11 protein-coding genes are annotated in these 12,455 nt (G+C 38.1%); 6 read left to right on the forward strand and 5 right to left on the reverse strand.

All coding sequences use genetic code 11. The features are described 5' to 3' along the window. The first annotated feature begins 7 nt into the window (after positions 1–7). The 3 genes from gshB to ruvX all read left to right on the forward strand — a co-directional run bounded on the left by gshB (position 8) and on the right by ruvX (position 2,162). A complete protein-coding gene (gshB, locus tag D1094_RS00145) occupies positions 8–967 on the forward strand; it encodes a glutathione synthase (RefSeq protein WP_118958069.1) in 960 nt (319 codons plus the stop codon). A 15-nt stretch (positions 968–982) separates the two neighbouring features. Then, complete coding sequence (locus tag D1094_RS00150) at positions 983–1,639, forward strand: YqgE/AlgH family protein (protein WP_118958070.1); 657 nt, start codon at positions 983–985, stop codon at positions 1,637–1,639. 73 nt (positions 1,640–1,712) lie between these two features. Further along, positions 1,713–2,162, forward strand: a complete 450-nt coding sequence (gene ruvX, locus D1094_RS00155) for a Holliday junction resolvase RuvX (protein WP_118958071.1) — start codon at positions 1,713–1,715, stop codon at positions 2,160–2,162. Between the two features lie 573 nt (positions 2,163–2,735). Here the strand turns inward: ruvX and D1094_RS00160 are convergent. The 3 genes from D1094_RS00160 to D1094_RS00170 form a co-directional block, all read right to left on the reverse strand. Continuing rightward, the gene (locus tag D1094_RS00160; RefSeq protein WP_220452507.1) at positions 2,736–3,482 is read right to left on the reverse strand and encodes a L,D-transpeptidase; all 747 of its coding nucleotides are present in this window, start codon (positions 3,480–3,482) and stop codon (positions 2,736–2,738) included. Positions 3,483–3,576: 94 nt separating this feature from the next. After that, on the reverse strand, positions 3,577–4,704 hold the full coding sequence (locus D1094_RS00165; RefSeq protein WP_118958072.1) for a dipeptide epimerase: 1,128 nt from the start codon (positions 4,702–4,704) through the stop codon (positions 3,577–3,579). 9 nt (positions 4,705–4,713) lie between these two features. After that, positions 4,714–6,240, reverse strand: a complete 1,527-nt coding sequence (locus D1094_RS00170; protein ID WP_118958073.1) for an SH3 domain-containing protein — start codon at positions 6,238–6,240, stop codon at positions 4,714–4,716. A 188-nt stretch (positions 6,241–6,428) separates the two neighbouring features. On the opposite strand from D1094_RS00170, the gene lysA reads away from it, so the two are divergent. Then, the gene (gene lysA / locus D1094_RS00175) at positions 6,429–7,694 is read left to right on the forward strand and encodes a diaminopimelate decarboxylase (RefSeq protein WP_118958074.1); all 1,266 of its coding nucleotides are present in this window, start codon (positions 6,429–6,431) and stop codon (positions 7,692–7,694) included. 137 nt (positions 7,695–7,831) lie between these two features. Here the strand turns inward: lysA and D1094_RS00180 are convergent, their stop codons facing one another. After that, positions 7,832–8,179 (reverse strand): rhodanese-like domain-containing protein, encoded by a 348-nt coding sequence (locus D1094_RS00180; RefSeq protein ID WP_118958075.1) that lies wholly within the window; start codon positions 8,177–8,179, stop codon positions 7,832–7,834. Between the two features lie 50 nt (positions 8,180–8,229). Further along, entirely contained in the window at positions 8,230–8,433 is a 204-nt protein-coding gene (locus D1094_RS00185) for a DUF2892 domain-containing protein (RefSeq protein ID WP_118958076.1), read from the reverse strand. 252 nt (positions 8,434–8,685) lie between these two features. On the opposite strand from D1094_RS00185, the gene D1094_RS00190 reads away from it, so the two are divergent. Both D1094_RS00190 and D1094_RS00195 read left to right on the forward strand, forming a co-directional pair. Then, positions 8,686–8,994, forward strand: coding sequence for a metalloregulator ArsR/SmtB family transcription factor (locus D1094_RS00190; RefSeq protein ID WP_118958077.1), 309 nt, complete (start codon positions 8,686–8,688; stop codon positions 8,992–8,994). 55 nt (positions 8,995–9,049) lie between these two features. Beyond that, positions 9,050–12,454 carry an efflux RND transporter permease subunit gene (locus D1094_RS00195; RefSeq protein WP_118958078.1) on the forward strand — a complete coding sequence of 1,135 codons (3,405 nt, stop codon included), beginning with the start codon at positions 9,050–9,052 and terminating at the stop codon, positions 12,452–12,454. Position 12,455 lies beyond the last annotated feature (1 nt).

Below are 12,455 nucleotides of genomic sequence, written 5' to 3' on the forward strand. Positions count from 1 at the left end.
AAAACATATGAGCACGTCTCCCATTAAGCTTGGGGTTGTAATGGACCCAATTTCACAAGTTAACGTTGCTAAAGACTCTTCTATGGCAATGATGCTTGAAGCACAACAACGTGGCTACGAAATTTATTATATGGAGCTTAAAGATCTTTATTTAGATCAAGGCGTTTGTCGTGCAAATGTTCAAGCAGTTAAAGTATTTGATGATAGCGAGCATTGGTACGAGCTTGCTCCAGCGCAAGATATTGAGTTAAGTGATTTAGATGTCGTGCTAATGCGAAAAGATCCTCCGTTTGATACCGAGTTCATCTATGCAACTTATATGCTTGAAAGAGCAGAAGTGGCTGGCACATTAATTGTAAACAAACCTCAAAGTTTACGCGACTGTAATGAAAAACTCTTTACTGCATGGTTTAGCGATTTAACACCACGCACTTTAGTCACACGTAGTAGCGACAAAATTCGTGAATTTCACCAAAACCAAAAAGACGTCATAATTAAACCACTTGATGGTATGGGTGGTGCTTCTATCTTTAGAATTAAAGCCAATGACGCCAACGTAGGGGTTATTATTGAAACCTTAACCAATCACGGTCAGCAATATGCCATGGTACAAGAATATATGCCTGAAATTATTGACGGTGATAAGCGAATACTAATCGTTAATGGTGAGCCTATGCCATATTGTTTAGCGCGTATTCCTGCACAAGGCGAAACACGTGGTAATTTAGCCGCAGGCGGAAGCGGTGTTGCCAGACCATTAAGTCCAAGCGACAAATTAATTGCTCAAAAAATTGGCCCAGAGCTTAAAAAGCGTGGTTTATATTTTGTCGGCTTAGATGTTATTGGTGATAAAGTCACTGAAATTAACGTCACAAGCCCAACGTGCATTAGAGAAATAGAAGCAGCCTATCCTATTAATATCAGTGGCAAACTTATGGATGCTATTGAAGATAAATTGCGTAATTAACCTGTTGGAGGATTGATGGAAAGTTTAGAGAATCAATTTTTAATTGCCATGCCATCGTTAGATGACTCTTTTTTCAATAAAACAGTCACTTATATCTGTGAGCATGATGAAGAAGGCGCAATGGGCTTAATTATTAACTTGCCTGTTAGCCTAAATCTCTCTGAGTTATTAAAACAAATTGAACCTGAATCTGAAACAAACTCAACATCTCAATCACAAGTAAGTAAACCACATAGTAAAAAAGGGCCATCAACCAGTGAAACTAAAACTCGGCTTAAATTAGCAAGTAACGACGAGCAAAATATTCAGCTTCAGCAACGTGTTCTTTCTGGTGGGCCTGTTTCTCAACAACGAGGGTTTGTTCTACACAGCAAACAAAGTGGCTGGAGTAGCTCTTTATCATTAAATGATCAACTAATGGTCACCACATCAAAAGATATTTTGCTTGCTTTAGGCACAGAAGATGCCCCTGATAACTTTATCGTTACGCTGGGTTATGCAAGCTGGGGACCAGGGCAATTAGAACAAGAACTTAAAGATAACTCTTGGCTTACTACCCCAGTTGACGCTGACATTATTTTTAACACCCCCGTTGAACTAAGGTGGAAGAAAGCAACTGAAAAGTTAGGTATTGATTTAGCGCATTTATCCACTGATGTGGGTCATGCTTAACTTCATAGCCAAGCTATAAATCAGAGAAAGTCAAGCAGAAAAACACATAAATATTAAAGGCTTATAAAATTTCATGGCAAAACAAAAAACAACTCCCGTTGGCCAACGTACTCTTATAGGGTTTGATTTTGGTAAGAAATATATAGGCGTTGCTGTCGGTCAAGAAATAACTGGCAGCGCTACCCCTTTAGGATCAGTAAAAGCCAATGACGGTATTCCTCATTGGGAAAGTCTTACTAATTTTCTGAACGAATGGCAACCCGATTTAGTTGTGGTCGGTTTGCCACTAAATATGGATGGCAGCGAGCAACAACTAACCCGTGATGCTAAAAAATTTGGCAACAGAGTCTCTGGTCGTTACGGTATTAAAGTCGAATTTCAAGATGAGCGTTTAACCACCGCCGATGCTAAAGAGCAATTATTCTCACGCGGAGGTTATCGCAACTTAAAAAAAGATAACATTGATGCTGAATCAGCGCGATTAATTCTAGAAAGTTTTTTTGAACTACAATTTGGCGAGTAGCAAATAAGTTTAAATATAAACATAAGCTTAAATATAAACTTCCCCTAGAGTAAGAATTTCATATTATTCATGGTTATTGAAGACCGTTTAGTGGCAATTAAAGGCATTAATTCTTGATGTAATTAAGAGAAAATATGACCTTTTTAATAATCGGCACCACTTAATAATCTAATATTCAATAATATGTTGAACAAAAGCGTTCAAATCGGTAAATGCTCTTCTAATTATTTAAGCGCGATAACACATGCTCATGGTAGTAAGCAGCGACAACATTTAATGTGATACATTTTGAAAGACCAGAATACGTAATGTTCAATTCATCCAGTTCTTTGCCTCTATAAAGGTTAAATACTCTTTTTCTTGAAGCGTAATTATCAGGCTTAACAACGCTGAGCTAAGCATGAATTGAGGATGATTTAAAACATCAGCTTCATGACCATATCAGACCCTAAAATTAAAAGACTCTCACCATCTAACTTGTCGATTAAATAAACATCAACGGAATTTTTTTCAACATCTGTATTTGCATAAAATAACACTCATATTTTACGTGTATTAGTGAAGCTATTAAGTTCATTTAACCGTCGGTAATCCCCAATCTTTCTTTAGCTTTAAATACTCAGCTTTAGGTAGTGCCACATAAATAGGCTGTTTTGATTTATCTAACCATTGAAGAATAGACGTTATATGGGTCTCTTCCATGGCAGTACAACCCGCTGTAGGCTTATCAATACTTCGCCAAACGTGCATAAAGATACAACTGCCCTCTCCTGAAATATTTTCACTGTTGTGGTTAATAATAAGCCCTTTTTTATACACTTGATCATTATTCAAATGAACATCACGACGCATAGGCTCACTTGAACCTTTTATCGCATCTTCACCAAGTTGCTCACTTGAAATAATTTGGTTGTAATACGCAGAGCCATTTACATCAATACAGTAGTCATTTTTAGACATTGCTTGATACGTTAACCCTGTCACTAAATCAGGTAAGTAGCCAAACGCGTCGCCTAATGTAAAAATGCCCGCAGGTGCTTTGCCATCACCTTCTTTTTTATATTGCCCTACTTGTTTATCATGAAGCCCTAACCCCCATGCTAAACCTGTTCTGCCTAAGGTTACAGAAGTACTACCTTTAATTAGCTGCCATTTATTTTGCTTTTTCTCATATTGATAAAGTTTGCCTTGGGTAGCTTGCCAATCATTAGAAATCATCAACAAAAGCTGTTGGTGTTGATTGCCAATCACTGATTTGGCTTGCACTGAGGAGGATATGATTAGCATTAAGCTAATCAGTAGTAATAAGTTTTTTTTCATTGTTATGCTTACGCTCATTTAACTTTTAATCGCTTTAGTTTAAGTGTTTAAGTGCTTAAATATGTCTTCAATTTTTAAAATAGTGACAGACTACCTACAAATAAATTAAACCATCTATTGCCGTTATACCTAATCCGGCAGCATTAGATAAATAAATAGTCGACTTATCAAAGCATACACCGCCTGTAACGGGATCATATTTACCTAAACTTGGGCCGTCTAAATCAATTTTAGTGATACTACGGCTTTTTGCTAACGCCAAGTGCGCAGCAGCCGCTACTGCAATACTACCTTCTAACATACAGCCAATCATGCAAGGTATGTTCTTTGATTCACAATAGTCTGCAATTGCCACTGCTTGAGTAATACCCGCTGTTTTCATTAATTTAATGTTAATAATATCTGCTGCTTTTTGTTCAACTAAGTTTTTTATTTGGTTTAAATTAAATGCAGATTCATCAGCCATTATAGGTATTTCTGTTCGCTCAGTAATGTATTGTAAACCACTTATATCATCAGCTTTAACGGGCTGTTCTATCAGCTCAATAATCACATTATTATCAATGAAACATTGAGCAGCGTGCAAGGTTTGCTGTGCTGTCCATGCTTGATTTACATCTAATCTAATATCAACATTTTTACCAATTGCCTTATACAAGCGTATAACTGATTTAATATCGTCATTTAGGTTATTGCCAACTTTAACTTTTAATACATCAAAACCTTGAGATATTGCCTTGTTTGAGTCGGCTAACATGCTATCAAAATCATTCATGCTGATAGTGATATCTGTTTTCAACATCATTGGCTCGTCGCAACCACTAGTGAGAGGTTTAGATGAGTTAGTCATTAATAATGCTTGATACAAGGGTAAATGATGTAATTGGCCATATAAATCAAAAAGAGCGATTTCTAGTGCGGCTTTGGCGCTGTTATGACATGGAATAACTTGTTGCAATTTAGCGGCTATTTGCCATGTATTTTCAATGTTGCTCCCCATTAACAGCGGGATAAATACCTTATTAATAACCTCAATCATGCTTGAATGACTATCACCTGTAATTAAAGGTGTTTCAGGAGCAGAGCCATAGCCAACTTCGCCAGAATCCGTATGAATAACCACAACTAAGTCATCAATCTCAGTTACCGTGCGTAGTGAGGTTTTAAAAGGTGTCACTAACGGCACAGTAAGTTTAGCTAAACGAATATCAGTTATAATCATAACGACTTATTATCTTTTAGTGGTTTTATTCATTAGATCAGCTTTATTAACAGGTTGAGTAATACGTTTAATCACACTAAGCTGATTAACATAATCCTTCAGTGGCAGTAACGGTGTTACAGATACGCCATTAAGTACTCCCTGATACAACTCGCCATTTCTTTGGACAACACTATAATCTTTAACATCATGAATTATATAGGGCTGGCCATTATCCATACCTAAAAACATCACCACATGACCGGGTAAATAGAGTAAATCACCCACTTGTAAAGATTGTAAGCCCTCTTGTTTTTCACTATTTACCATGAGTGGCAGTGCTTTTTCTGAAGCTTGCTGCACCAGTGAAAAACGTATGTTTTGGCCATAGTCACTTTTAGCTTGTTGACCTGAGTTCCTAGGCATTAACAAACCAAAGCTTTTATAAATCTCACCAATAAAGCCAGTGCAATCTCTGCCATTAAAGTCATGCCCCCAACCATAGCGCTCACCTAAAAACTTAAACGATTGCTTAATGATATTTTCTTGAGTCATTGCTAACGTGCCTACAACAACATCCTTACTTTTAGGAATAGCTAACGCAGTAAATACTAACTTGCCAACTGAATTCTTGGCAGGAAACTGCACTATATAGTTGGCATAAGGGTTTTGCCCATTAACATTATCAGGCTTTGCAATATCGAAAGTAGCGTAATCTGAACGAGCGATTATAGGTAAGCGAACGCCCATATCTAACTGTAATAAACTCGATTCATTTTGTTGTGAATTCCTTGAAATATCAACAAAGACTTTACCACCTGTCACGGTTACAAAATGTTTTGCATTGATAAATTTTGATATTTGTTCTTTTTCACCAATGGCTAAATCTTTTGCTGGCATCCAAGCAAGGTAATTATAAGCCTGAACTAACGCCCACAGGCCATCTTTACTTTTATGTAATACAGCAACAGCTTCACCAGGAAAAATACCACTTTCTTGAAAAAGATCTAACGCTTGGTCTATTTCACCATCATCATTTAATTTAAACGCACGTTGCCAGGTTGGAAATGTCCTTAATACAGAGCGTTGAATCACTAAAGCATAAGAAACAGCGTTTACTTCGTTAATGCCCGCTAGGTTGACATTATCACGCAGTTTTAAGTAATCCCCCTCAGTTAGTCGCGTTTTATTAGTGAAATAGCGCGCACTATTAGGAATGGAAATAATTTGATTCACTTTATCACTAAGTGTCGACTTGGTTAGTTCTAGGGCTGTTGCTAATGGATCTTCAATATATGGGTTTGAATGAACTAGCGCCTGATTAAAGGCACTAATTTCATGCTTACTCATTAAGCGTTTATCTTTATCTGATAATTTATTTAACCAATAATCAACGGTGAGGTGTTTCTCTTCGATGGCTATAACATCAGTTTCAAAAGCGATCTTCTTCGACGGTTGACTTTGAGCTGAGAGTGAAAAGCTCGTTAACCCTCCGATAAAAACGATGCACATTAAATTGAGCAATATGCTTTTATTAAACTCAACACGTTTTGTCATAGATAAATTACTCTTATTTTTCACGGCCTACCCTTTAAGAATGGTTAAATATGCGTTAAAGCATAAGTCATACCCCTTGAATATAATGACGAGTTGGCATAAATTACTCAAGCATATTAGCATAGCTAACTCTTTATCATTTCAGTTTCATACTTGATGCTCACGACCATAAGGCTAAATAATTACTCATGACGGCAGCAAAGCACTTTCCCTATATAAATTCGCACATGTTTACTGAACAAGTAGCCATTAAAGAAATAGCCAAACAAGTCGGAACTCCTTTTTATTGTTATTCTCAAAATGCCATTGAAGAGAATTACTTAAGTTATCAGCAAGCCTTTGCTAAACAAGATGCATTAATTTGTTATGCCGTAAAAGCAAATGGTAACCAAGCGGTATTGACCACCTTAGCCAAATTAGGCTCTGGTGCTGATGTTGTCTCTGTGGGTGAAATAAAACGTGCATTGAGTGCTGGTATTCCTGCGCAAAAAATCGTTTATTCCGGAGTGGCGAAATCTGAAAGTGAAATAGAATTTGCCTTAGACCAAGGTATTTTCCAATTTAATGTTGAATCTGAGCCTGAACTTGAGTTAATTTCTCAAGTAGCTAGTCGCTTAAATACAACAGCAGCCATAGCTTTTCGTATTAACCCTGACGTATGCGCACAAACACACGAAAAAATATCAACAGGCAAAGCAGAAAATAAATTTGGCGTACCTATTTCTAAGGCACGTTTAGCTTACAAGCGAGCAGCTTCATTACCTGCCATTAAAGTGCAAGGGGTTGATGTACACATTGGCTCTCAACTAACTCAATTAGCTCCTTTTTCTGAAGCCTTTGATCGCGTAGCTGAACTAGTTACTCAGTTAAAAGCAGATGGTCATGATATTACTGTGGTTGATATTGGTGGTGGCCTTGGCATTGACTATCAAGGTGAGCAAGTACCCACTAAAGCAGAGTACGCACAAGTGGTAAGTGATGCATTAGCGCATTTAACTTGCCAAATTGTCATTGAGCCGGGTCGTTCATTATTAGGCGATGCAGGTATATTAGTATCGAGTGTTGTTTTTGTAAAACATGGTGAAGAGCGTGAGTTTTTAATGCTTGATGCTGGCATGAATGATTTACTTAGACCCAGTTTGTACGATGCTTATCATGACATTTTAGCCGTTAATAATAGCCAAACAGAGCAGCAAAAATACGACATTGTCGGCCCAGTGTGCGAAACAGGTGACACCTTTGCCAAATCAAGAGAGGTTAATCGTTCAAAAGCAGGCGATCTTATCGCGATTATGAGTTGCGGTGCCTATGGCGCAGTAATGGCGTCTAATTACAATGCTCGACTAACCGTACCAGAAGTGCTGGTGAGCAAGAATAATTTTGCCGTTATTCGTAAAAGACCTAGGTATGATGATTTAATTAAGCAAGACATTGTGCCTGATTGGTTAAGCTAATTTCATTGTTTATCTTAGCAAGCAATATAGATAAAAAGAAAACACTAGCAATCAAATAAGCGTGAGTAAGGGGTAGCTAGCCTCCCCCTTACTCTAAACATCTCTCGCTATTACATATCGAGTTATTACATATCGAATTATTCACACGCCTGACAAATATCCTCTAATTGACAGGTAATAACAAACACATTCTCGTAACCTACACGCTTAAGCTGCTCAGCAGCAAAACATGCTCTAGCACCTGTTGCGCAATGCAAGTAAATCGGTTTGTCCGCATCAGGGAACTTTTGCAGCACTTGCATTTCTAATAACCCACGTGGAATATTAATCGCATTGTTTGCTGATTTTTGCGCAAATTCTGCTGGCTCTCTCACATCAATGATTATGCCGTCATTTTGTTGGCAATCAGCCGCTGCTTTTTCAGCATTTACAATCGTAATTTCAGCTTTAATCGTGGCAACAATTTCAGGGATAGTTTTTAACATAATTATTTTCCTTACTTACAGAGTAAGCTCTGTATTTCAATCTTAAGACATTAACTGCAATTACGACTTTCTTGTAAGCCAAGCTTTCTCAAAATAGTCATCATTAAGCACCACTTAGTAAATGATGATTGAATTAAATTAACGGCAATGAAAACCGTGAACCATAACCAGTTCATTGAAATATTCACCGCTAAGTATAGCGACAACAAAATCATAATACCTGCGATCAATCTTAGTGCTTCATTTACTGTCATAGTAGTACTCCTCGTTTAGGCATGGCTTAGTTTTAGCTTATATATAGCTTAGTTTTGACTAATATTTATAGTGCCGTTTTAACCTATCAATAGCTCAGCTATTAGCCTGAAAATTAAACTTAGTTATAGGCAAAAAAACTTATCACCATTACATTAGCAATCTCTAATATTTTATATATTAGCCTTTACTAATTTAGAAAACAACTATAAACTTAATAAAAATTAAATAACCATTATGTTGAGCGTTAATCGATGAACACCGAACAACAAGAACTTAAACAGAATGCGATACAAGTCGCTGACATGCTTAAAAAACTATCAAACCCTTATCGGTTAATGATTTTATGTTGTATCAGCGAGCATGAGCTCACAGTAAGTGAATTAAATGAGCAAATTGATTTATCGCAATCTGCGTTATCCCAACATTTAGCTAAATTAAGAGAAAGTAATATCGTATCAACACGTCGTGAATCCCAAACTATTTACTACCGCGTCGCCAATGAACAAATCAAAGAACTGCTGGTTATTTTGCAAGAAAAGTTTTGCCATAAAGCTGATTAGTTAGCATCTTACATCATTAATTATTTTCAAAAATCTTAACCATAGTGAACATGATATGAATACAGCCACTAATACAACAAGTAGATTTTTAGCTTATGTACTACAAAGTAAGTTACCACTATTTGTGCTGATTTTATCGATTATTGCCGGCATGTTGGCACTAAAATTTACTCCCCGTGAAGAAGAGCCGCAAATTGTTGTCCCTATGATAGACGTTATGGTGCAAGCACCTGGGGTCAGTGCCAAACAAATAGAACGCTTAGTGACTACACCACTAGAAAAATTACTTGCTCAGGTTAATGGTGTCGAACACATTTATTCGGTCAGTAAAGAAAGCCAAGCGGTTGTGACCTTAAGGTTTCATGTTGGTGAAAGTAGAGAGCGTTCGTTATTAAACACTTATAATAAACTCCACTCAAACACCGATAAAATTCCTGCAATTGTTCAGCATTGGCAAGTTAAACCCATAGAAGTAGACGATGTACCTATTTTAATGTTGGGACTGTGGAGTTCTGATAGCAAAAAAGTCGATGACTTTACACTAAGGCGCCTAGCTGAAGAAGTCTCTATTCATCTACAGGCTATTGAAAATACCAGTGAAGTAAACATTACTGCCGGTAGAACAAGAGAAATTCAAATTAATGTTATACCCGAGCAATTGGCTGCTAGGCAGTTATCAATGCAAGAAATTGTTCAAGCTATTCAATCATCAAATCAATTATCCCATATTGGAAATATTGCCCTAGAAAATGAAAGTGTTGCCCTACAAAGTGGAGATGTTTATCGCGATACAGCAAGCTTAGCTTCAACGCCAATTAGTGTTATTGATGGTAGTGTGGTGATGCTAAAAGATGTCGCCACAATTACCGATGGCCCTAGTGAGCAAAATCATTACTCATGGATAGATTTTGCTGCAAATGTTCAACAACAAGCATCAAGTGATAACCCATTAGTCACCTTAAGTATCGCGAAACAAGCGGGCAGTAATGCCGTTTCTGTGGCTAAATCCGTGCATCAAGTCATGGCTGATTTGCAAGAGAAAATATTTCCCGAATCAGTACAGCTGGTCACATTGAGAGATTATGGCCAAACTGCCAACGAAAAGGTCAATAACTTAACAACAAGTCTTGCCTTTGCAGTATTTACTGTGGTGGTTTTTATAGGGGTTTTTCTAGGCTGGCGCTCAGCAGTTGTGGTTGGGCTTGCCGTGCCTATTTGCTATGGCATCACGCTCGCTTTAGATTTAGCCTTTGGTTACACCATAAACCGTGTCACCCTCTTCGCTCTTATCTTGTCTTTAGGCTTATTAGTTGATGATCCTATTACGGGCGTTGATAATATCGAGCGCTATTTAAAACGAAAAAAAGCCTCTCTCACCGATAACATTGTTGGCGCTATCAATGAAATTCGCGTGCCCTTATTTATGTCGACTATCACCATAGTGTTAGCTTTTTTACCCCTAGCCTTTATAACAGGCATGATGGGTCCTTACATGGCGCCGATGGCATTTAACGTACCTTTAAGTGTAATTAGCTCAACGCTTGTTGCCTTTTTAGTGACGCCTTGGCTGGCAGCCAAATTTATCAAAGCCCCCAAGCAAGATAATTCAGCCGTTAACACCTCAGTGGAACAAACAGGTTTTACGCGCTTTTATCGTAAAATATTAACGCCCCTACTTGACGATAAACGCAAAGGAAAAACTGCACTTTGGTTAGTGCTAGCCTTATTTATACTTGCCGCAATGTTACCCGTACTTAGGCTCGTTCCGCTTAAACTATTACCCTATGATAATAAAAATGAAGTACAAATTATTATCGATATGCCTGAATCTGCAAGCCTTGAGCAAACGGCTGCCATGGCTAAAAAAGTCTCACTTATAACTCAACAATTACCTGAAGTTGTCGCCATTGCAAGCTATGTAGGTCTGCCCTCTCCGATTGATTTTAACGGAATGGTTAGGCAATATTATCAGCGTCATGCCAACAATTTAGCCGATTTGCGATTAACCTTATTAGATAAAAGTGAGCGAGAGCATCAATCGCACGGAATTGTTTTGCGTTTACGTGCTTTACTGGCTCCACTAAACAAAACACTCGAATCAGGCAACATCAACATAAAAGTGGTTGAAGTACCACCTGGCCCACCGGTATTAAGTACTTTAGTTGCTGAAGTATATGGCAATGAGTTTACCGATTACGATGCATTACGACATGCTTCAAAAACCGTAGCCACAAGACTAAAAGCAGAGCCACATGTGGTAGAAGTTGATACCACCGTGGGTGATGCACAAACACTACAGCGCTTTGTCACCGATAAAACTAAGGCGGCCTTATCTGGTGTTTCAACACAAAATATTAATCAAGTACTCAATATTGCTAACCAAGGTGAAGTCGTTAGTTATTTGCACTTAGAGCAAGAAGCCACACCACTTGCAATTAAATTAAAGCTCGCCCTTGATGAGCGAGAAACATTATCCAGCTTATCTAGCATAACGGTAAAAGGCGAAGCAGGTATAGTGCAAAGCCAAACTCCACAAGGAATAGATATGGCACCACAGTCTATTGTGTCACTAGGTGAGTTAGGTCAATTTGAAAAATCTGTTAGTGATAACGTTATTTTTCGCAAAGACTTAAAACCGGTTGTGTACGTTACCGCCGATATATCAGGTAGAACACCTGCAGAAGTTATTGCAGATATCACCAGTGACTTGCAGCCAGCGCATATTCTTAATGAAAAAACCTCAACTCAAGTTAATGAAACCTCCCCGCATTGGTCATCGCGAACATTCTTAACCAGCGGTGCTAAACAGTATTGGCAATTACCTGAAGATATCAACTTATCGTTTAGTGGCGAGGGTGAGTGGCGCATTACCATTAGAGTATTTCGTGATATGGGGTTAGCCTTTGCCTTTGCTTTAACCGCTATATTTATCGTACTGCGTATTCAAACTGGCTCGGCGGCATTGTCTGGCATCATTATGTCAGCCATTCCTTTAACGGTTATTGGTATCATGCCAGGCTTTTTCTTATTGAATCAATTCGGCGAAAGAGAAATCGCTGGTGCACCTGAGCCCGTACTTTTCACCGCAACAGCCATGATTGGCATGATTGCACTTGCAGGCATCGTTGTACGTAACTCTCTTATTTTAATTGAGTTTATTAACCAAGCCCAACAACAAGGGCTGACCATTAAAGAGTCATTATTACAAGCAGGGGCTGTACGTATGCGCCCTGTGTTATTAACCGCAGGAACCACATTATTAGGGAACTTAATTATCACGTTAGATCCTGTGTTTAGTGGTCTTGCTATCGCCATTATCTTTGGCATTATTTCTTCTACCATATTTACCTTGTTAGTTGTGCCTATTGTCTACTCATTAGTATTTGATAAAGCTGATAACAAAACCGCACACGTAGAAAACCAACCCGTATCAAAAATTACTGACACGCAAAAGGTGTAAC

Origin of the sequence: Colwellia sp. RSH04 (assembly GCF_003545765.1) — a bacterium.
Taxonomy (GTDB): Bacteria; Pseudomonadota; Gammaproteobacteria; order Enterobacterales; family Alteromonadaceae; genus Colwellia.

Bases quoted from the DNA above. Each gene is read 5' to 3' on its own strand.
- D1094_RS00165 (WP_118958072.1), bottom strand. From the start codon at position 4,704: ATGATTATAACTGATATTCGTTTAGCTAAACTTACTGTGCCGTTAGTG.
- D1094_RS00150 (WP_118958070.1), top strand. From the start codon at position 983: ATGGAAAGTTTAGAGAATCAATTTTTAATTGCCATGCCATCGTTAGAT.
- D1094_RS00190 (WP_118958077.1), top strand. From the start codon at position 8,686: ATGAACACCGAACAACAAGAACTTAAACAGAATGCGATACAAGTCGCT.
- D1094_RS00170 (WP_118958073.1), bottom strand. From the start codon at position 6,240: ATGACAAAACGTGTTGAGTTTAATAAAAGCATATTGCTCAATTTAATG.
- gshB (WP_118958069.1), top strand. From the start codon at position 8: ATGAGCACGTCTCCCATTAAGCTTGGGGTTGTAATGGACCCAATTTCA.
- D1094_RS00160 (WP_220452507.1), bottom strand. From the start codon at position 3,482: ATGAAAAAAAACTTATTACTACTGATTAGCTTAATGCTAATCATATCC.
- lysA (WP_118958074.1), top strand. From the start codon at position 6,429: ATGACGGCAGCAAAGCACTTTCCCTATATAAATTCGCACATGTTTACT.
- D1094_RS00195 (WP_118958078.1), top strand. From the start codon at position 9,050: ATGAATACAGCCACTAATACAACAAGTAGATTTTTAGCTTATGTACTA.
- ruvX (WP_118958071.1), top strand. From the start codon at position 1,713: ATGGCAAAACAAAAAACAACTCCCGTTGGCCAACGTACTCTTATAGGG.
- D1094_RS00180 (WP_118958075.1), bottom strand. From the start codon at position 8,179: ATGTTAAAAACTATCCCTGAAATTGTTGCCACGATTAAAGCTGAAATT.
- D1094_RS00185 (WP_118958076.1), bottom strand. From the start codon at position 8,433: ATGACAGTAAATGAAGCACTAAGATTGATCGCAGGTATTATGATTTTG.